At 46.4% G+C, this 21,573-nt stretch carries 15 protein-coding genes and 1 tRNA gene; 9 read left to right on the top strand and 7 right to left on the bottom strand.

Going from position 1 to position 21,573, the window contains the following annotated elements:
• Positions 1-16: 16 nt before the first annotated feature.
• Positions 17-93: transfer RNA gene (locus AAKU61_RS17400), tRNA-Met, on the bottom strand.
• A gap of 285 nt (positions 94-378) precedes the next feature.
• Here AAKU61_RS17400 and AAKU61_RS17395 point away from each other — a divergent pair.
• The 3 genes from AAKU61_RS17395 (at position 379) to AAKU61_RS17385 (ending at position 5,641) form a co-directional block, all read left to right on the top strand.
• Positions 379-3,135, top strand: a complete 2,757-nt coding sequence (locus tag AAKU61_RS17395) for a diguanylate cyclase domain-containing protein (RefSeq protein WP_354334309.1) — start codon at positions 379-381, stop codon at positions 3,133-3,135.
• A gap of 83 nt (positions 3,136-3,218) precedes the next feature.
• Complete coding sequence (gene ppnN / locus AAKU61_RS17390; protein WP_354334307.1) at positions 3,219-4,589, top strand: nucleotide 5'-monophosphate nucleosidase PpnN; 1,371 nt, start codon at positions 3,219-3,221, stop codon at positions 4,587-4,589.
• Positions 4,590-4,681: 92 nt separating this feature from the next.
• Positions 4,682-5,641 (top strand): chemotaxis protein, encoded by a 960-nt coding sequence (locus AAKU61_RS17385; RefSeq protein ID WP_322118267.1) that lies wholly within the window; start codon positions 4,682-4,684, stop codon positions 5,639-5,641.
• Positions 5,642-5,821: 180 nt separating this feature from the next.
• On the opposite strand, the gene AAKU61_RS17380 is transcribed toward AAKU61_RS17385, so the two are convergent.
• Entirely contained in the window at positions 5,822-6,223 is a 402-nt protein-coding gene (locus AAKU61_RS17380) for a hypothetical protein (RefSeq protein ID WP_354334305.1), read from the bottom strand.
• Between the two features lie 266 nt (positions 6,224-6,489).
• Between AAKU61_RS17380 and AAKU61_RS17375 the strand changes: the two genes are divergently transcribed.
• The 3 genes from AAKU61_RS17375 to AAKU61_RS17365 all read left to right on the top strand — a co-directional run bounded on the left by AAKU61_RS17375 (position 6,490) and on the right by AAKU61_RS17365 (position 11,112).
• A complete protein-coding gene (locus tag AAKU61_RS17375) occupies positions 6,490-6,714 on the top strand; it encodes a hypothetical protein (protein ID WP_322118269.1) in 225 nt (74 codons plus the stop codon).
• A 172-nt stretch (positions 6,715-6,886) separates the two neighbouring features.
• Complete coding sequence (locus AAKU61_RS17370; RefSeq protein WP_354334303.1) at positions 6,887-8,803, top strand: CocE/NonD family hydrolase; 1,917 nt, start codon at positions 6,887-6,889, stop codon at positions 8,801-8,803.
• A gap of 245 nt (positions 8,804-9,048) precedes the next feature.
• Positions 9,049-11,112 carry a M13 family metallopeptidase gene (locus AAKU61_RS17365; protein ID WP_354334301.1) on the top strand — a complete coding sequence of 688 codons (2,064 nt, stop codon included), beginning with the start codon at positions 9,049-9,051 and terminating at the stop codon, positions 11,110-11,112.
• Positions 11,113-11,192: 80 nt separating this feature from the next.
• Here AAKU61_RS17365 and AAKU61_RS17360 read toward each other — a convergent pair whose 3' ends face one another.
• Positions 11,193-11,459: a hypothetical protein gene (locus AAKU61_RS17360; protein WP_354334299.1), complete on the bottom strand. Its 267-nt coding sequence runs from the start codon at positions 11,457-11,459 to the stop codon at positions 11,193-11,195.
• A gap of 270 nt (positions 11,460-11,729) precedes the next feature.
• The gene (locus AAKU61_RS17355; protein WP_354334298.1) at positions 11,730-15,104 is read right to left on the bottom strand and encodes a S41 family peptidase; all 3,375 of its coding nucleotides are present in this window, start codon (positions 15,102-15,104) and stop codon (positions 11,730-11,732) included.
• Between the two features lie 633 nt (positions 15,105-15,737).
• Between AAKU61_RS17355 and AAKU61_RS17350 the strand changes: the two genes are divergently transcribed.
• On the top strand, positions 15,738-16,079 hold the full coding sequence (locus AAKU61_RS17350; protein WP_354334296.1) for a zinc ribbon domain-containing protein YjdM: 342 nt from the start codon (positions 15,738-15,740) through the stop codon (positions 16,077-16,079).
• Positions 16,080-16,344: 265 nt separating this feature from the next.
• Positions 16,345-17,754: an MFS transporter gene (locus AAKU61_RS17345; protein ID WP_354334294.1), complete on the top strand. Its 1,410-nt coding sequence runs from the start codon at positions 16,345-16,347 to the stop codon at positions 17,752-17,754.
• Positions 17,755-18,292: 538 nt separating this feature from the next.
• Here AAKU61_RS17345 and rsgA read toward each other — a convergent pair.
• The 3 genes from rsgA to AAKU61_RS17330 are packed head-to-tail and all read right to left on the bottom strand — an operon-like array spanning position 18,293 to position 20,876.
• Complete coding sequence (gene rsgA, locus AAKU61_RS17340; RefSeq protein ID WP_322119355.1) at positions 18,293-19,228, bottom strand: ribosome small subunit-dependent GTPase A; 936 nt, start codon at positions 19,226-19,228, stop codon at positions 18,293-18,295.
• Positions 19,228-19,575 carry a 4a-hydroxytetrahydrobiopterin dehydratase gene (locus tag AAKU61_RS17335; protein ID WP_354334292.1) on the bottom strand — a complete coding sequence of 116 codons (348 nt, stop codon included), beginning with the start codon at positions 19,573-19,575 and terminating at the stop codon, positions 19,228-19,230. The genes rsgA and AAKU61_RS17335 overlap by 1 nt, the downstream gene beginning before the upstream one ends.
• A gap of 26 nt (positions 19,576-19,601) precedes the next feature.
• Positions 19,602-20,876: a M48 family metallopeptidase gene (locus tag AAKU61_RS17330; protein ID WP_354334291.1), complete on the bottom strand. Its 1,275-nt coding sequence runs from the start codon at positions 20,874-20,876 to the stop codon at positions 19,602-19,604.
• Between the two features lie 36 nt (positions 20,877-20,912).
• Here AAKU61_RS17330 and orn point away from each other — a divergent pair, with 36 nt between their 5' ends.
• Positions 20,913-21,521, top strand: coding sequence for an oligoribonuclease (gene orn / locus AAKU61_RS17325; protein ID WP_354334289.1), 609 nt, complete (start codon positions 20,913-20,915; stop codon positions 21,519-21,521).
• Positions 21,522-21,573: the final 52 nt, after the last annotated feature.

Genomic DNA, 21,573 nt, shown 5'->3' with positions numbered 1-21,573 from the left:
AAGCCTTTGATTTTATTGGTTGCGGGGGCAGGATTTGAACCTACGACCTTCGGGTTATGAGCCCGACGAGCTGCCAGACTGCTCCACCCCGCGTCCGAAGGGGCGAATTGTACAGGTCGATCATGAACTTCACAATCTATTACTGAAAATAATGTTTTGCCGCATTATTTACTACATTCATATCGGCACTACTATTTTTTTGAGGAAACATTTTCTGTCGTTTAATGTTGAAAAAAATAGGTGGAGCCGCACGCAAACTGAAGGCTAATTTTGATCTATGCATGTTTCACTCAAGATAATGTCTTATCGCAATAAAACCTACATAAAATGCATGCATAATAGAGCGCTTTGATGCTATTGCACATTTAAAGAATTTCCATGTATTTATACGCGCTTGATGATGAAGTAAATCGGCTTGAGACCGAGTTGGCTGCATTGGCTGGCGCAGCAAGAGTTAACACCTTAGTCAACGTTGCCTGGCACTTAAGGCAGCGCGATAGCCAGCGGGCATTAAGTTTGGTGGACGAGGCTGACGGTTTGTTGCGCAACAGCCCTTTGATGCCAGACCAGCGTCGCGGCGTGCGCGCCAGATTGGCATTAATCCGCGCTGAGGTGGCTGCGCTGTTCCGCGAATTTGATAACGCTGAAGAGTTTTTGCAAAGTGCCAGAACGGGTTTTATTGCTGCCAGAGATCCGGTCGGCGAGGGCGACGCCGCCTTAACAGAATCAGTGATCGCGCTGGAACAAGGTCAATTGGAGCGCGCCATTGCCGCTGCTCAAAATGGCAGCAGTAATTTTGGGCGAGTTGGCGATCACATGCGCCAAACCCTGGCTCGTGGCTGGGCGATTTATTTAACGGCATTTACCGATAGCTTGGCTGCAAGTGAGCTGTTGGCTGAACTGATTACTCTCAATCTTGAGCCACGACACCCCGCTGTTGCCGCGTTGATTTCAGCAGCACAAGGAGAAATTTTATTCTCTCCTGAACTGACTCGATCTGCTGTGATGTACCACGACGCCAGTAAATCTGCTGAACAGGCAGGGCTTTTACGGTTGGCGATTGTCGCCGCATCAAACGCGGGCGTTTGCTTGCAAAAACTTGGTGACTTTGAAGAGGCCGCAGCTTGCTATGACTGGGCGGTATCTTGCTCGCGCAAGACTGGATGGCCTGCATTAATTGGTTACAGTATGATGCGCCTGGGCGAATTATTACGGCATTTGGGGCAGTTAGAACAAAGCCAGATTGTGCTGCAAGAAGCCTTAGAGCGCATGAGTGATAACAAGATCGGTATTCACAAAGCAATTGCGCAGGCAGAGCTTGCTAATACCTTGTTGTTGCGTGGAGATGCGATTCAGGCGGCACGTTATTTTGAATCCGCAATTGTGTTGTACCGTGAAGCAGGTTCGCGTAATAATTTGGCTGAGCATTTGATTTGTTACGCCCGCGCCTTATCAACAGCAGGTCAGCCAGATGCCGCGCTAAAAGCGATTGAGGAGGCAAGACAGTTAATCGACGAGCTATCTTTCGATGCGCTGGGTGTTGATATTAACGAGGCAATGGCCGAAATTTATGGTCGTCATACTTCGTTCTCACCTGCGGATATGACGGCACCGAATATCGTCTTGCATTATCTTGAGCGAGCTTTGAACTTTGGTAACACGGTACCTGGTTGGCTGGCACCTTCTAAATTGTTATTGTCTTTAGGTGAAGCTTGGTCCAACGCGGGCGATGGCCAACGCGCGTTTGCGTATGCCAAACAAGCGATTGCTGCTGACCAGCGCGAGCGTACCAAACAAGCGGCAAATTGGGCAACATTGATGCAAGTGCGTCATGAGACTGAACGTGCCCGAGCTGATGCATTGCATCATCAGCAGCTAGCTGCGACCCTGATAGAAACCTCGCAAACTCTCGATTTACTGAGCAAGATCGGTCAAGAAATCACCGCTGACTTAAACCTCGAAAATGTTTGTCACGGGCTGCATCGCCACCTGAGTGCTTTATTAGATGCATCTGATTTATCCATCTGGTTGTTAGACGCAGATGGCATTAGTCTGAACTTGTATCACCGGGTAGAAAATGGCGAAGTTATTTCTTTGCAACTGACGACACCAGATAGAAGCACCCGCAATGCTGCGCGTTGTATCACTGAGGGCCAAGAATTGTTGATGGAGATGGGATTTTCTAATTCGTCTTCTGATGTATCCAATGCTGATCGCATGCGCATCGCTTTGTATGGCCCTTTGATTGTCGGCGATCATATCTTGGGTGTGATCGCGATACAGTCGCCCAACCAAGCCGCTTACGGGGAGCGGCAACGACTCATATTTCGTAGCTTATGTGCATACGGTGCTATCGCTTTAGATAACGCTCATACGCACCACAATTTACAAAAAACTCAAAAACAGCTAGAACAAGCTTTGCTTGAATTAGAAGATGCGAGTTTGACTGATCCTTTAACCGGACTCAAAAACCGACGTTTTCTGACTCAAAATATTGAGGCTGATGTCGCTTTAAGTATTCGTAGCTATCAGGCGCCATCTACCACGGATGACCCAATTCCAAAAGATACAGATTTGCTAATGTTCCTAGTTGATCTAGACCATTTTAAGCAAGTCAATGATAAATATGGTCATGCTGCCGGTGATGCGATCTTGGTGCAGATACGGCAACGCTTGCAGCAAGTATTCCGCGATTCTGATTACCTGATACGGTGGGGCGGTGAAGAATTTTTGATCGTGGCACGTGGCACTTCAAGAGACAGAGCTGAAGAACTGGCAGAGAGAGTGAGAACTATTGTGGCTGATGTGCCCTTCCAACTTGAGGGCGACCTATTTATCCGTCAGACTTGCTCGATTGGTTTTGCTTGTTTCCCGTTCGTGACAGCTTATCCACGTGCGATTGACTGGCAAGACGTAATTGATATTGCTGATATCGCCTTATATTCAGTGAAGCATTCTGGCAGAAATGGTTGGGTTGGCTTGTTGGCGGAAGAACACGCATGGCCAGAATTATTGCTTTGTACCTTGAAGGCCGACGCGCAAGCCGCCATACTCAATAACGAATTGCGCATGACTACAAATAAAGTGACGGAGGCTGTAGTCCATGCTTTGCGTGCCAAGCAGCCCGGCGAGTAAAATAAATACATCATCACAGGTACGTTCGGATATCGACTAAGCGACTGCCTGAGTTCATTCCTATTTAGAAAGATATGCGACACATGGAATATGCCGTAATTGATACACAAATTTCACCCGATGGCCGGATGGAAGTTTTATCCAAAGCCGAAGTACAAAAATTATTGGATACCAGCCATAGCGGTCTTTATCAATTGTTTCGCCGATGCTCACTCGCTGTATTAAATTGCGGTAGCAGTCTGGATGACGGTAAAGAATTGCTGGAGCGTTATAAGAACTTTGATATTCGCATTGTCCAACGTGAACGTGGCATTAAGCTGGACGTCAAAGCGGCACCTGCCAGCGCCTTTGTTGATGGTGTAATGATCAAGGGAATACAAGAGCATTTGTTTGCTGTGCTGCGCGATATTTTGTTTGTTCAGTCCGAGATAGAAGACAATCCACAGTTCGATTTGACAGCCACAGAAGGTATTAGCAACGCGGTATTTCACATTCTGCGCAACGCTAATTTCTTACGACCACAAATCAATCCTAATATCGTCGTTTGTTGGGGCGGGCACTCCATCTCTAGTGATGAATATGACTACACCAAGCAGGTGGGTTATCAAATGGGTTTGCGAGCCTTAGATATTTGCACCGGTTGTGGTCCGGGCGCAATGAAGGGGCCGATGAAGGGTGCAACGATCGGCCATGCGAAACAACGTATTCACGGCGGACGTTATTTAGGGCTGACTGAGCCAGGTATTATCGCGGCAGAGGCACCAAATCCTATCGTCAATGATTTGATTATTTTGCCTGATATTGAAAAGCGCTTAGAAGCATTTGTCAGAGTAGGTCATGCTGTTGTCGTGTTCCCTGGCGGAGCAGGTACGGCGGAAGAGATTTTGTATTTGTTGGGTATTTTGCTTCACCCAGAAAATGCGGAAATGCCTTTTCCCTTGATTTTTACAGGACCAGAAAGCGCTAAGGATTATTTCAAACAAATTGATCAATTTATTGCTCATACTTTGGGTGCAGAGGCGCAGCAACGCTATCAAATTATTGTGAACGATCCCGTATTAGTCGCGCAGGAAGTGCAGGCCGGTATCAAGAAGGTAAGAGAATTCCGTAAAGCCAGAGGAGATGCGTATTATTTCAATTGGTTGTTAAAAATCGATACAGAATTCCAAAAGCCGTTTGATCCCACTCATGAGAATATGCGCAACCTCGCGTTGCACAAAAATCAGGAGCGCCATTTGTTGGCGGCCAATTTACGGCGCGCTTTTTCAGGCGTGGTCGCAGGCAATGTCAAAGACCAGGGGATACGTGCCATCGAGAAGCATGGCCATTTTGAAATCAGGGGCGATGTCACTCTGATGGAGTCCATGGATGCCTTGCTTAACTCATTTGTTGCACAAAGTCGCATGAAACTACCAGGCAAAGCATATATACCGTGTTATCGCGTTATAAAATAAGTTTTAGTAGCATAATTAGATGTAATGACGAGTCGCCCGATTTGCTCATACATACAACATGATCGACTCCCTAACCCTTGAGGATTACTGACATGAGTAGCAGCGTACAACAGGAAGTTGATGAGCGTACTAACCTGACTGGTTCTAATAAATTTGAGCTGTTGTTATTCCGGCTAGGCGGAGATGCTAACGGCGATCGCTCGGAGCTGTTTGGTATTAATGTTTTTAAGGTGCGTGAGATTGTTGCCATGCCAGTGATTACTGCTGTCGCTGGTGCTATGCCACACAATCTTGGTGTAGTGAATTTGCGTGGACAGATTATTCCGGTAATTGACTTGCCATCGGTAGTTGGGTGCAAGCCTAAGACTGGTCTAAATATTATGTTGGTTACTGAATACGCCCGTTCAACCCAAGGTTTTGCGGTGGAATCGGTAGAAGAAATCGTACGTCTCGACTGGAGCCAGGTGTTATCCGCAGAATCTAGCGCCGGTGGCGGCATGGTCACCAGTATAGCCCGCCTTGATGGCGATGTAGAAGATACCCGTTTGGCACAAGTCTTGGATGTGGAGCAAATCCTACGTCAAATTTCACCCAAAGATGGTAAGGACGTAGACCCAGAAACAATAGGTGCCAAAATTGCACTACGCGCTGGCGCAGCGATTTTGGCAGCCGATGATTCTGCCGTTGCACGTGGCTTGATCGAGCAAGCTTTAAATGCCATGGGAACGCCATTCATTATGACCAAAACTGGCAAGGAAGCATGGGAGCGCTTGCAAGCTATTTCAGCTGCTGCGCAAGCAGAAGGCAAGACGGTATACGACAAAGTAGCGATGGTGCTGACGGATTTGGAAATGCCAGAGATGGACGGCTTCACCTTGACCCGCAATATAAAACAGGATGAGCGTTTTAAAGGGTTGCCAGTGGTGATTCATTCATCTTTGTCCGGTTCCACTAATGAGGATCATGTCAGAAGCGTTGGCGCAGATGCATATGTCGCAAAATTTGTAGCAGAAGAATTGGCTGCGACTATTCGTGAGGTGTTACGAGGTTAATCTTGATCGCTTAAGTTTGACTACGCTAGTAAGTTAAACTGAGCTAAGTTAATTTGATTTAAACGTAAGTTCACATGTAAATTACCAATTATAAAGGGCGCATTAAGCGCCCTTTATAATTAAATAGTCTAATTAAGTAATCGTTTGGGACAGTCACTTTAGGCCAAAATTAATTTTGATTTAACGATCTGCTGGTGCTTGTGCCGGTACTCGTTGCCAGCCAGCAGGGCAACTTTTAATTGATGGATAAAAGCCATCGGGGTTATGACAGTAGTACCAATCACCAGAACTTTGTTGCGGTGTCACAGGTGTTACGTAGTTATTAGGCGGATTATTACTATTTGACTGCTCAATATAGACTGTGGTTGGAGGAGCAACTACGACATCTGGATAATAGCGATAGGTATTTGGGTAATAATATGGTCCACCATAGTAATATGAACTGGCAAACACAGGGAATGGGTTTACATAAATCCCCAGACCAAAGCGTGGTCCATGATAAAACGGACGTGCTAGCGCTACACTGCTGCTAGTGATGGCAAGGATTACCAACAAAGAAACAAAAGGTTTAATTAACTTCATCACACACCTCACAAAAAATACAATGACGACATCTATACTTAGTTTAGGATGAAAATCATAATATTGCTTAACGAATTACAGCCTGTTACTGGTTCGTTACACACTTATCATCTTTATTTAAACTACGTTACATGGCAGGTTTTAAGCAAAATAGAGCTCAATACATTATTGATACAGCCGTGTGTATCTGACCGGATAAGTATGAAAAAGTTTAATCAATACAATACAAATAGCGTTTTAATTAAGATAGTAAAGCGGAGAGAAAAATGACTTACGAAGAATATTTAGATGAAGTAACCACGCTGTTGACTGAAATGTATGACCTCACAGACGAGGCGGCGATTAGGTATGTGATGCGCGCACAAGCGGCGAGTTTTTTTAGTTTGCATGACGATTACCCAGAAATGCGCAATCAACAGCGCGCGATTCATGATGCCAAACTAGTATTTGAGCAAAGAAACAAATCACGTCCAGAAATTTATCGAAAATAATTTCGATTTTCAGGCACTAAATGTTGCTCTAATGGTCAATATCAAGATTTTGATTTAGTTTTTACAGTTTAAAGAGAAAATCATCCTTTTTATGAAAGAGCGCTAGTGCTTTCTATTAAGGTTTTTTTCTTTCATTTTGTCCAATGCTGATTTAATTTACTTGAAAGCTGCCATGCCAAGTTTGAAGTCCTTGTTCGTTATTTTCCCCCTCTCTGTCTTTGCTTTTACAAATATTGCTAGTGCGGATAGTTTCAATACAAAAGAGTTGAACAAAGCCGACGCTGCTGAAGCAAGTAAGCCCAATACCCGTGAAAACTACACCAAGTATGAATATCGCATTCCCATGCGTGACGGCGTTAAGTTATTCACTGTGGTGTATGTTCCCAAAGATGCCAGCAAGACCTATCCATTTTTGATGGTACGCACGCCATACAGTGCAGGCGTTCATCAGCAGGATCAATTGCATTATGGGGTAGATTTTTATCCTACTTCTTTAGGTCCATCTAAAGAGTTTGATGCCAGCGGCTACATTTTCGTCAATCAAGATGTGCGTGGCCGTTATATGTCTGAGGGTAAATGGCAAGAGATGACGCCGCATCAAAAAACTGCGCGTTTAGCAGGTGAGGGTGTTGAGAGTCAGGATATGCATGACACCGTTGAATGGTTGCTGAAAAATGTATCTGGCAATAACGGCAAAGTCGGAATCTGGGGCATTTCTTATCCCGGATTTTATACATCTGCCAGTATCATCGACTCCCATCCGGCGATCAAAGCAGCATCTCCGCAAGCACCAGTGACTGATTTGTATATGGGCGATGACTCATATCACGGCGGCGCCTTCATGCTGGCGGCAAATTTTGGGTTTTATGCCAGCTTTACAGAGCAAGCTAACCCGACTAATCAACCTAAGCGTTGGGATGAATTTGATTACGGCACTGACGACGGTTATGACTATTTTCTGTCACACTTAACGTTAAAAAATATTACGGATCAGCTCACAGAAAAGCAGCGCGAGTTATTGATGCCCACAATTACTCACACTAGCTACGATGGTTTTTGGCAGTCCAGAAATATCGCAGCACACCTCAAAAACATACATGCTGCCGTGCTCACCGTTGGTGGTTGGTATGACGCAGAAGATCCACAAGGACCTTTGACCACTTACCGTAGCATTAAGAAAAATAATACTGGTATCTACAATGGCTTGGTCATGGGGCCATGGGCACATGGAGGTTGGGGCCGCTCAGAAGGAAAGTCACTGGGATATGCCAATTTTGATGCGAAGACGGGCGACTATTATCGTAAAAATATCGTCTTCCCATTTTTTGAACAGTATCTGAAAGGCGTTACTGGCAAAGCGATGCCTGAGGCGCAAATGTTTGAAACTGGTACGAATGTTTGGCGCAGCTATCCATCCTGGCCGCCGCAACAAGCGCAATCCCGCAGCTTGTATTTAGGTGCCAATGGCAGTTTAAGCTGGACCCAGCCATCCTCTTCTCTTGCTGATGGCAACGCATTTGATGAGTATGTCAGTGATCCTAAAAAACCTGTCCCGTTTGTTGGTTATACCGCGATTGGTGTGCCAAGAGAATATCCGACATCCGATCAGCGTTTTGCCTCCACCAGATCAGATGTGCTGGTGTATAAGAGCCAGCCGCTGGAGGAAGATATCACCATCGTCGGACCGATTTCTCCTAAACTATTCGTTTCTACCACGGGCACTGATGCTGACTGGGTTGTGAAGCTGATCGATGTGTATCCGAGTGATTATCCTTCTACCGTAGAAGAAAAATCTAGACCCAATGATGTGCCACCACCTTCTATGACGATGGCTGGATATCAGCAATTAGTGCGCGGTGAACCCTTGCGCGGCAAATTCCGTAATGGTTTTGAAAAGCCGCAACCGTTCGTTCCTGGTCAGATTGAAAGCGTGAATTATTCTATGCCAGACGTCAACCATACTTTCCGTCGTGGTCACCGCATTATGGTGCAGGTGCAAAGTTCTTGGTTTCCGCTGATTGATTTGAACCCACAAAAATTTATGCAGATTCCTGATGCAAAGCCTGAAGATTTTCAAAAAGCGACTTAGCGCGTGTACCATGCACCGGGACAGTATTCCGCCATCGCGGTTCAAGTTTTACCGACGGAAAAATAGCGTCGATAAGCTAATCAGTGTTCGATGCAATGGCAACAAATGGTACTAAATGGTAGTAAAAAAGTGCCAAAAGCGCTTCGTGATCTGAGTGATGTCATTGACGTCATTTGATTACTTGATTCCTGTCTGACTTAGTTAAGCTGAGTCAGGCTTTCATTTATTTTTATGAGACACGATCGATGAAAAAAACAATGACACTACGTCGTAGCGCATTAGCGATTTTGCTGTGCTTCTCTTCAACCGCAGCGGTTCATGCCCAATCCAATACTAATAATCTGGTATTAGAGGCACAGACGATGGACCTCAAAGCAGATCCATGTACGAATTTTTTTGAATATTCTAACGGTACCTGGCTCAAGAATAATATGATCCCGGCCGACCGCTCCCGTTTTTCTGCTTATGACGAAGTGACTGAGAGAAATCTGCTGGCCTTGAAAGCGATTGCAGAATCCGCATCCGCCAAATTGGCAGAACCAGGAACTACCGCCGTTGTTAATCTGGTTGGTGCTTATTACCATAGCGGTATTGACGAGGCTCGGATCGAGGCCGATGGCGCCAAGCCACTGGCAGCAGATTTGGCGCAGATTGATGCGATTACTGATCGTACACAGTTGCTAGCTGTCATCGCCAGACAACATCAAATTGGTGTCGGATCGTTATTTAATTTTTATGTTGATCAAGATGCTAAAAACACGACGCGCTATATTGCGCAAATCGTTCAAGGTGGACTGGGATTGCCGGATCGTGACTATTACCTTAAGACCGATGTAAAGACGGTAGATATTCGTAAAAAATATCAAGCATATGTCGCCACTATGTTCACGTTGTTAGGTGATGCACCAGAAGTGGCAAAACAAAATGCAGCCGCAGTCATCGCATTCGAGACGCGCCTGGCAAAAGCCTCCTTAAGCAAAGTTGCACTGCGCGATCCACAAGCTTCTTACCACCTCATGGATATCAACGGCTTAAGCAAATTAAGCAAACTTGATGGCAATGCCAAGTGGGCAAACTATTTCAAAGACATAGGATTAGATCAGCCGGCACAATTTAATATCGGACAGCCAAAATTTATTGCGGAAGCCGGTTTGATGCTTAATACCTTACCGCTTCCTCAATGGAAAACCTATTTACGCTGGCAATTAGTCAACGCAAATGCCAAGGATTTATCTTCTGCATTTGTGAATGCTAATTTTGATTTTTACGGAAAAACTTTAGCGGGAACAAAAGAATTACAACCGCGTTGGAAGCGGGTATTACATAACCTCGATACCAATATCGGCGAAGCATTAGGCGAGCTTTATGTTGCGCAATTTTTTGGTCCAGATGCAAAAGCAGGTGTACTGGAAATGGTCGACAACATCAAGCAAGCGATGCGCGACAGTTTGAGTAAATTAGACTGGATGTCTGCCAGTACCAAACAGCAAGCTTATCGTAAGCTCGATACCATCGTAGTCAAAATTGGTTACCCAGATAAATGGCGTGATTACAGCCAGCTAAAGATTGATCCAAACTCCTACGCTGGTAACAACATGCGTGCTGCCGAGTTTGAGTTCAAACGCAATCTTGCCAAGTTAGGTAAGCCAATTGATCGTAACGAGTGGGGCATGACGCCGCAAACCGTCAACGCTTACTACAATCCTACGATGAATGAAATGGTCTTCCCAGCGGGTATTTTGCAACCGCCGCTGTACCATATTAAGGCTGATCTGGCCGCTAATTATGGCAATACTGGTGCGACTATCGGGCATGAGTTGACACACGCATTTGATGATGAGGGCCGTCAGTTTGATGCCGATGGTAATCTGAAAAGCTGGTGGACCAAGGCCGATGAAAAAGCCTTCTTAAAACGAGTAGCGGGAATAGAAAAACAATTTGACGAATTCAATCCTATCGAAAAATTGCATATCAACGGTAAATTAACTGCGGGTGAGAATATTGCCGATTTAGGTGGCGATAAAATCGCTCTGCAAGCATTGCGCGCAGCGCTGAAGAAGACGCCACAGCCCGAAGTGATTGATGGTTTGACGCCAGAGCAGCGCTACTTTATCGCCAACGCACAAAGTTTCCGTGGCAAAACACGTGATGAAAATTTGCGTCTGCAATTAGCGACTGATCCCCATTCACCTGAAAAATATCGGGTGATTGGACCTATCGCCAATATGCCAGAATTTGCCGAAGCTTTTAGCTGTCCTGCCGATCGCTCGCCGTTGCGCCCAGCAGGGAGGCGCGTCACGATCTGGTAACTTGGAACGGTCGTAGTCAGAGTAAATAACTAATACGGATAGAAGGTGTAATCAGACCCCGGCTGGATCATCGGGACTGATTACACCTTTTCCATTTCTTCTGCATCTAACGCGATCACATGAGTTTGCAGCATGCCCGTCTCGTCATGCCATTCGCGCACAACACATGCCTGGCCGAAATCATCCAGATCAACAATTTTAAAAAAATTACCGATCATTGATTCAAATAAAATTCTTTCATCTTCGGGAAAGCTTTTGATAAATTGCTTGTCCAGACTCACAATACGCACGATATCTCCCACCGCAACTGGTTGATTTTTACAGTCGAGTAATTTTGGGGTAGTCATATTGGGAGTCCTGAAGTGTGGTGATAGATGGGAGACGCATTATCCCATAGCTTGATGCCGCGGTTAAGTGTGCTTGCTCGTCTTGGTGTCTTCAAATATAAAATTATTTGAAATCAGATGTCTAGATTCTATAAGGCTTATGGCGCGAAAATAGCCTGCAAACCTTATAAGTGTTGAATGGTTTCCAACTCAATTGAGTTAAAAAAAGGGTAGTGCACCTGATGATATCACTACCCCAATGCTGTTAGTTACTACCTAAGCAGTCGCTCATTACTTACCTAATTGCGTCGGCATTGCGGGAGCCTGCTGGCGTTGTACTGGCTGATAGGTCTGCATTTTTTGCATGACATTCTGGATCGCTGCGTCGAGTTGTGTGTCGTGTCCGAGGTTGACTTCTGTCGGATCTAACTCGACATCAATGTCTGGTACGACGCCTTCATTCTCAACACGCCATTCGCCGTCTGGGGTAAAGAACCGGAAGAACGGTACTAGCAGATTGCCGCCATCGATTAGATCGGGATTGGTGGAGATGCCGATCAATCCACCCCAGGTGCGTTTGCCGATTAACGCACCCAAACCCAGACGTTTAAACGCATATGGTAAGAAGTCGCCGCCTGATCCTGCATCCTGATCAATCAGCATGGCTTTAGGGCCATAGATCGCTGCTCCTGGCGTATCAAACAGCAGGCCATCTCGGTCCTTCCAACTTGCCAGATATTTTCTGCTCAGGATGTCTGTGATGTAGTTAGCCGCTTGTCCACCGCTATTGCGGCGCTCGTCTACGATCAAGGCAGGTTTATCTGCTTGCGCATAAAACATGCGGTTGAAGTATCGATAGCCAGTTTCACCAGTATCTGGCAGATAAACGTAAGCGACTTTGCCGTTGGTTTTTTTCTGCACATACTCACGGTTTTTTTCTATCCATTGCCATTGGCGTAATGCAGATTCATTTCCGATAGGCTGCACGATAATCTGATGGGTTTGCTTGCTGGCCAGGTCACTGGTAAGCGTTAATGTCACTTGCTTACCTACCGTGTTTTCTAACAGTGAATAGATATTTTTGCTGGCATCCAGAGGTTTGCCATTAATCGCAAGCAAGTAATCACCAGGTTTGATTTGCAGGCCGGGGATTGCTAATGGTGCTTTTAAAAATGGATTCCAACGGTCGCCCGGCAGAATGTTTTTAACACGATAATGTCCTTGGTCGATGCTAAAGTCGGCACCGAGTAAACCTACAGCGACTGGTTTTTCTTCTTGCACGTCTCCACCACCGATGCGGTTATGACCGACCTGTAATTCACCGATCATTTCTACCAGCAAGTCGTTTAAATCCTCACGTCGTTGCACATGTTTAAGCAATGGTTGGTAGCGTTTATAAATACCGTCCCAGTCCAGTCCGTGCAAATTGGCATCATAGAAGAATTCTTTTTCCATCCACCAGGCTTCGTTAAAAATCTGTTCCCATTCCTCACGCGGATTGACCTTCATGCGTAGCTGAGATAAATCGATTGGTTTGGTTTCTAATTTTTCACCTGCATCGCCAATTTCTAGTTTGACTTTACCGGACTGGATTAAGATTTTTTTGCCATCACCACTGAGGCTGAAAGAAGCGATATTTTGTCTGAGTGATTTCGCTTTTTTGTCGTCAAAACTAAAACGGAACAATTCTGCATCGTCGTCATTTTTTGCAGAAGGCAGTTCATTGCTGACGCCGGGCTGACGATGCTCTAAATAAAATAGTGAGCCGTCGGAAGCGACCGCCAGCGTATCGTAATTACGCTCTGCCACTGGCAGCGCAACGATACGTTGTTGCAAGCCATCCAGATCAATTTTGACGGGCTTAGTTGGCTTGCCAGAGCTATCGTCCTTGGCTTTATCTTTACTCTCTTTATTATCCTTAGAGCTTTCTTTAGTATCGTCTTTAGCGCCTTCTTTTTTGTCGCTATCTTTTTTATCCTCGTCTTTTTTTGCATCATCTTTTTTATCGTTCTCATCACCGCTCTTCGGTAGCAGAGGCGATTTGCCGTCCGCCGCTAGTACGGCAACGTAGATGCCATTGCGCAAGGGACGTTCTTGGGTAGACATATCCAGTCCTACATGGGTGGGTCCAGAATTAGTCGACGCAGTAAAGTACAAATAGTCTGCCGCGGCAAAAACAGGATTATCGGCGTGGCTCATGCCATCGGTCAGATTGACGTTTTTACCCGTTTGGAAATCATGCAGTTTGATTTGTGAAAACTGGTTCGCACCCACCACGGTATATGCCAGCCAGCGGCTGTCGGATGAAAACGAGACAGCGAATTTAGAACGTCGGGCGCTCACATCGATCTTGCTGATATTGCCCGTCACCAGACTGATTGCATACAGTTGCAAGTGATTGTCCTGTAGCACGATCGTCTTGGCATCCGGTGACCAGTCTAATAAGTTGAAATAGCCTTGCTTGCCCAGCGCATAGGTTTTGGCTTTGTCTAAGCCGGTCTGATCGCGTACGACCAGACTATGCTGACGACCTGCATCTGAGATGTAGGCGATCTGCTTGCCATCAGCGCTCCAGATACCATCTTTTTCACGGATGCCTGAGGTCTCTGTCAAATTGCGGACTGAACCATCTTTCACCGGTACGGTAAATACATCGCCGCGGGCGCTAACGACGACACGTTTGCCGCTGGGGGACAGACTCGCCGAAGTGATATTGCTGCTGGCGTCTTTCCATTGTGGTCGCGCTTGTATTGCTTGCGCTGTTTGTGACTCCAGATCGACGTGGATGCTTTGTGTTTTGCCGCTGACCGTATCCAGTTCCTTAAGCGCGCCACCGACTTCATACACGACTGTCGTGCCATAAGCACCGAGGTTACGGACATCCCAAACGGTTTCTGTCGTGACTTGCCGTACTGTTTTATTTTGGCGGTTGTAAGCAAATAGATTGGCCGCACCATCTTTGCGATCAGAGATAAAAAATACCTCGTCGCCAACCCAGACAGGATTGCTGTCGTTGGCGTTCTCGTGAGGGATTTTTTCTAATTTGTTATTTGCCACATCCATAATCCAGACCGGTGGCGTGGTACCGCCGCGATGCTGACGCCAGCCGCTGGTACCGCTATATGCCTGACGGAAAGGGCGATAGGCCAAGAGTTTTCCATCGCCAGACCAGTTACCTTCAAAGGCAATGGCTTCCATGACTTTTTTCTCGTAACCGCCTTCCAGCGGCACCTCATACAACTGGTTACTGCGACTATTCGCGATTTCTCGGTTGGATGAAAACAGCACGCGTTTACCATCGGCACTCCAGCCCACCACCACGTCTTGACCAGGGTGCCAGGTCAAGCGCCGCGCTTCTCCGCCTTGGACTGGGATTACATACACGTCGGTATTGTTGTCATAGCTGGCAGAGAACGCCAGCCATTTGCCATCAGGAGAAAATTTGGGGGCAAATTCAGATGCCGGATGCGTAGTCAGTCGCATAGGATGTTGGCCGTCGCGATCTGCCAGCCAGATGTCACCTGCATATACAAACGCCAGATGGTCGCGGGACACCGTTGGTTGGCGCAGCAGCAGCGTGTCGGCAGCGTTTGCTGCCTGGGTAGTAAAACAGCTTGCCAGCAAGATGCTCAGAACAGATAGACGACCAAGTTGATGAATACGCATTCGACTCCTCCTTTATAAGTTTTCTAGTTCAGGCAGGTGCCTGAGTATATTTAGACTGACGCAAAATTTAGCATACACAGTTGCTATCGCTGCGTCTTGTCGACGCAAATTGTTTCAGTCTTATTATATTAATGAATTACATAGACTATTTCACCATAGAAATAGTTCGCAGTTTTAAAAAAATACCTCGGCGAGTCTAAGCTTTATAGCCAGTGTTGCGTTATTTGTCGATCTTGTTTGTGCTCAAGATTCCTAGTACGGCACGAAGTGAATCACTTGCTATTTTAATTAATAGGGGAGTATGTCGATAAATATGCGTTTAAGACCATTAATTATTTGGACAATAAAATATACTAAATAGGAGTATATTTTTATGAAGACTTAATTTTTTATCTAACTTTTAATGTAATTGCACGTTTGTTAGCGTATTGTTTGCCTGTCGTTGATTGCGGTCATAAAGTCGTTATCGCTTTCTGCCAAGACTCAATTCTTATCCGTCAGATGTAGAAGAGCGCATAAAATAGCGAACTTCAATACTTCCTATTTATTCGCTGGCAATACTGCACTCGATCTGATTTATTGCCTGCTCCCGTCTAAAAATCGTCTCCCAGTTCCAATACAAGAAAGCACACCATGAGCAGTTTGCCGCAATGTCCTCAATGCCAATCCGTCTATACCTATGAGGATGGCAGTAATTTTGTTTGCCCTGAATGTGCTCATGAGTGGAGCAAGGACGTAGTGGAGGATAGCGTTGATCAAAAAGCAGTGGTGCGCGACGCCAATGGCACGGTGCTCAATGACGGTGATTCGGTCACGGTCATCAAAGATTTAAAAGTCAAAGGTTCTTCTTTAGTCGTCAAGGTCGGCACCAAGGTCAAATCGATTCGTCTGGTGGATGGCGATCATGATATTGATTGCAAAATTGATGGCATAGGCGCGATGCAATTGAAATCGGAGTTCGTTAAAAAAGCCTGATGCTGAGTTTTAGCGCATCAGCATCAGGTATCAATAATGTGATTGCTTTGGTTTTTGCTAATTGGATAGCGGCAGGCGGTATAAATATGTAGCAAGGCGGGGCTCTAACTTACACATGCTGCATGCTGTTACAGCGGATTAAAGGGGGCGGTGCTATCATCGCCTTATTGTTCAGCAGCACTAATTAGTGATTCAAGCTAAATTTCTTACTAGCTTTTAAGAAAATTTTAAGCAAATTCCTGTACTCACTTACTCTCTTTTCTCTATGAATGAAACCGACGTCAAACGCTACCTGCCCTGGGTAGTAGCAACCGCCTTATTCATGGAGCAGCTCGACTCCACCATCCTCAATACCGCAGTCCCCTCAATGGCCCTCAGTTTGCAGGTCACACCGCTGAGTCTTAAAGCGGTTGTCACCAGTTATATCCTGAGTCTGGCGGTGTGTATTCCCATCAGCGGCTGGATGGCAGATCGCTTTGGTACGCGGCGTGTGTTCAGCACGGCGGTCGGCATTTTTACCTTGGCTTCTGTGCTGAGTGGTTTGTCAGTTAATGTGCCGATGCTGGTTGCCGCCCGGATTTTGCAGGGGATAGGTGCGGCGATGATGATGCCAGTCGGGCGCCTGGCGATTATTCGTACCTTTCCAAAATCTGAGCTATTGATGGCGATGAACTTTGTAATCATCCCGGCCTTGATCGGCCCTTTGTTGGGGCCGACGATTGGTGGTCTGATTGTGCATTGGTTACCCTGGAGGGTGATTTTCTTTATCAATGTGCCGGTCGGTTTGGTCGCGCAATGGCTGATCCACAAACATATGCCTGATTATCGTGGTGATGGCAATCGGCCGATTGATGTGATTGGTCTGCTGCTGTTTGGCGTTGGCACGGCCTTGCTATCTTGGCTGCTAGAGATATTTGGCGAACACCGGATAGACGGGACATCAGAGGGCATTTTATTTTTGCTGTCGCTTTGTCTGCTAGCCGCCTATGGCTGGCATGCACGCAATACGCCGCACCCCTTATTGCGTTTGACCTTGTTCCGCATCCGTACTTTTAGAGTCTCTGTGGTGGGTGGGTTTATCACGCGCCTAGGCTTGGGCGGTTTGCCGTTTTTGCTGCCTTTACTTTACCAGCTTGGTCTTGGATTGCCGGCCTGGCAATCTGGTTTGCTGATGATGCCCGCTGCTGCCGCTGCGATGGGGATGAAGCTGATTTCAGCGCGCGTATTGCGCCGCTTTGGTTATCGCAAAGTATTGATGATGAATACCGTCATGATCGGCGTGACGATTTGCACATTTGCTACGGTGTCTTCAGGCACACCGATTATCTGGATTGTTTTTTTAGGATTAACGCAGGGCTTTTTTAATTCGCTGCAATTCTCCAGCATGAATTCGATGGCGTTTGCCGATATTGGCACTGCCGATTCCAGTATGGCTAGTACGATTGCCAGTTCGTTGCAGCAGATGTCGATGAGCTTTGGTCTGGCTTGCGGATCTTTAGTGACGGCCTGGTATTTGGGGGACTTGCCGCAGTCGGACAAAGTCGCCGTGACCAGCGCCTTGCATCACGCATTTTTGACTTTGGGGGTAATGACGATGCTCTCGTCGCTGACATTTTGGACTTTGCGCGCCGAGGATGGTGAGAGCGTCAGCAAGGGCTTGCCAGCGGCAAATTGATTACCATCGCTGCTGCTAGATTAAACCCAGATTTTCCATTAGATCGCTACCACTTCGCAAAAAACCCAGACGGCGTGCGGTCTTCAGAGGGATAGCACCACCGCGATTTGAGTGGGAACGCTACAGCGACAATTGCACCTTTGGCGAAACTGCCTCGCGTTGTTGCTCCTCCTAGCAAGATGCAGCTTGCGTCATCGTCGCGTCTAGCCAGTCAGTTCGCCAAAGGCACACTTGTCGCTGTTCCAATGGAAAATCTGGGTTAAATATACTGGTAGTGTGTATATTTAATCGTCCAAGTAATCATTGGTCGGTGGGGCATATTTTATCAAATAGGTGGGGAGTATATTGATATTTCGACTGATGTCACCTGATTTTGACTGGATTTTTTAGTGATGGCTCAGCGTGCTGCCAGCAGATAAATTCTTTATTAATCTTCCTTAATAATTTTCTTTAATAGTTTTCCTACCCGGGTATAAAAAAACGAGAAATACCTCTTTCTCGTTTTTTGATGTGACTTAATGATTTACTTAGCCGCTACTTAATATCCTATCGTTTGTGCTGCCTCATGCACCAGTTGCTCAAATAAATCATGGCGCATCTGTGCAATTTCTCCCGATTTGACTGCGGCTAAAATTGCACAGCCAGGCTCGGTATGGTGATGGCAGTTATAGAATTTGCACTCGCCCAGATGCGGTAAAAATTCTGGGAAGGCGCGTTCCAGCATCCCTTCGCTCAGATGATGTAATCCAAACTCTTGAAAGCCCGGCGAATCAATAACGCCAGTTTTGTCATCCATCTGGTACAGACGGGTAAACGTTGTTGTATGTTTGCCCGTGTCCAATGCTGCAGAGATTTCGCGGGTGGCGATCTCAGCGTCGGGGATCAGCAAATTGATTAGCGACGATTTGCCCATACCTGACTGGCCGATCAGAATCGTGTGATTGTCCTGGATCAGTTCCATCATTGCGACGCGGGTTTGTTCCGGTGCGGTGGTGACCGACACTTCTAATACTGGATAGCCCAAGCCAGAATACAGCGCCAGACGTTCACGCGCTTTAGGTAAGCTGGCGGTGACGTCAATTTTATTTAAAACGATACTAGCTTTGATGCCGGATGATTCAGAGGCGACCAGCGCGCGTGATATCAGATCATCGGCAAAGCTAGGCTCGGTGGCGACCACAATGATCAGTTGCGTCAGATTGGCCGACAGCATTTTTGATTTGTATTGATCCGAGCGGTAGAGCAAAGTCGTGCGCGGTGTGATCGCCTCAATCACGCCCTGGTTCTTGGACGTGAGCTGATATTCAACAATATCGCCGACTGCTACATCACTTTTTTTACCACGTGTGACACAGTGCAGTTTGATACCTTCTGCCTGCACCAGATAATGACGGCCATGTGCAGCAATGACAGTCGCTAACAGCTTTTCGCTGGTGGACGATTTTGACTTGGGCTTGCTTTTGATCTGGCTCATTAAGAAAAACTTTGCTGAAAAATCGCATCGACTTTAGCGGCGCAAATAAAATCATTTTCAGAAATCCCACCTTTACCGCCGTTGACGGTATGCGTATCAAATTTGATCAGACAACGATTGTAGGTGACGACCATTTCAGGGTGATGATCTTCTGCATGGATTACGTAGGCGATGGCATTGATAAACGCCAGCGTCTCATAATAATTTTTGAAATTATAGGCTTTAACAATCCGCGGTCCATCTTGTGTCCAGCCCGGTACCGCGGCAAGATAAGTGGGCAAACTAGCTGTATCAAGACCAATGTCGGTCGGTACGGATTTTTTTGCTAACAGGTCTGTCGTTTTCATGATGCATTTACCTTGTAGAGTTCTGGTTAGGTTGCTGCTGAGCTTGATGCTGACAGCAGCTGCTTAATTCGCAAGGACGCAGGCGGATGCGAATCATAAAATTTGGAATGCAAAGGATCTGGCGTCAAGGTATTGGCATTGTCTTCATATAGCTTGACCAGCGCAGCAACCAGATCGTTGGCATTGGTATGTTTGGCGGCAAACGCATCTGCCTCAAACTCATGTTTGCGCGAACTGATCGAGGTTAGTGGCGACAGCAAAAAGGTGAAGACGGGCAGTGCCAGCACAAACAAAATCAGCGCCATTGCATCGTTCGACGCCAGTAACATCGGGTCAACACCCAAGCCGTTATAAAACCATAGTTGTTGTTTGAGGTAGCCCAGCAAAGCTAAAAAGCCTAGCGAAACCACAAACATCACGCCGATGCGCTTAACAATGTGTTTTAGCTTGAAATGTCCCAGTTCGTGCGCCAGCACGGCTTCAATTTCTTCCGGTGACAGACGTGACAGCAATGTATCAAAAAATACGATGCGTTTAGCCGCACCAAAACCTGAGAAATACGCATTACCATGCGCGCTGCGTTTGGAACCGTCCATCACAAACAAACCGCTGGACGCAAAGCCGACACGCTGCATCAAGCCTTCAATCCGGGTACGCAAACTGTCATCCTCCAGCGGAGTAAATTTGTTGAAGATCGGTGCGATTACGCTAGGATAAATTAGCATCATTAGTAGTTGAAATCCGCTCCATACCAACCATGCGTACAGCCACCACAATGCGCCAGATTTTTCCATCAGGCTCAGTACTACCCAGATGAGCGGCAAGCCAATCGCTGCGCCAAGCAAGGTGCTTTTGATCATGTCACCAAAGAACAGGGCAGGTGTCATTTTATTAAAACCAAATTTTTGTTCCAATACGAATTGCCGGTAATAGTCAAAAGGCAATTCGATTACGCTACCAATGGCTGCAAACGCAGCGAGCAAACAAAGTTGGTACACCATGCCAGGACCGGTGAGTTTGATGATCATCACCGACAATAATTGCAGGCCGCCGAGTAAGGTAAATCCGATCAATACAGCGGCATTCAACACCAGCAGCAACAAGTCTAGCTTAGTCTTGGCGACGGTATAGTCAGCCGCTTTTTGATGGGCAGAGAGAGGGATTTTTTCGGCAAATTCTGCCGGAACCGCAGCTCGGTGCCGTAAAACATGGCGTAGTTGCCGCGAACCCAGCCAAAATCGCACGACGAGGGTCACTAATAAAAATGCCGCGAATAAAACGGAAAATGCTACAGAAATCATGGGAAAATGCCACATTGATTAAGAGAAGGAAGAATTATGTCACAAGCTACCGACATTCAAGCAAACACTGCATCTGATAAGCCAGCGCCGACCCCACCGGCAAAGCCAAATGAGTTCAATCTGATCTGGCTGGACATGGAAATGACCGGTCTTGATCCCGACAATGACCGCATCATCGAAGTGGCCGTTGTCGTCACCGATATGCAATTAAACGTCTTGGCTGAAGGTCCGGTATTCGCGATCCACCAGTCGGATGAGACCATGGGCAAGATGGACGCCTGGAACAAAGGCACGCACGGTCGCTCAGGTTTGATTGAACGTGTTAAGGCATCGACCGTGTCGGAAGAAGATGCAGAAAAAGAATTGATCGCTTTCTTAAAACAATATGTACCGGCAGGAAAATCGCCGATGTGCGGTAATTCAATTTGCCAAGATCGTCGTTTTATGGCGCGCGGTATGCCTAAACTGGAAGCGTTTTTCCATTACCGAAATCTGGATGTATCGACGCTGAAAGAATTATGCAAACGCTGGAAGCCAGCAATTGCCAGCGGCTTTAAAAAACATCAGAAGCACACAGCGATGGCCGATATTATCGAGTCGATTGAAGAGCTGAAATACTACCGTGAACATTTCATCAAGGAGTGATCTGAAGTTTGGATTTTAGTGTGGCCTTGATTTGGTGTTTAGCGAGATGTTT

This window comes from Undibacterium sp. GrIS 1.2, assembly GCF_040544435.1.
GTDB lineage: Bacteria > Pseudomonadota > Gammaproteobacteria > Burkholderiales > Burkholderiaceae_D > Undibacterium.
Note: the sequence above shows the minus strand (reverse complement) of the source record. Positions and strands in the feature narration are given on the sequence as shown.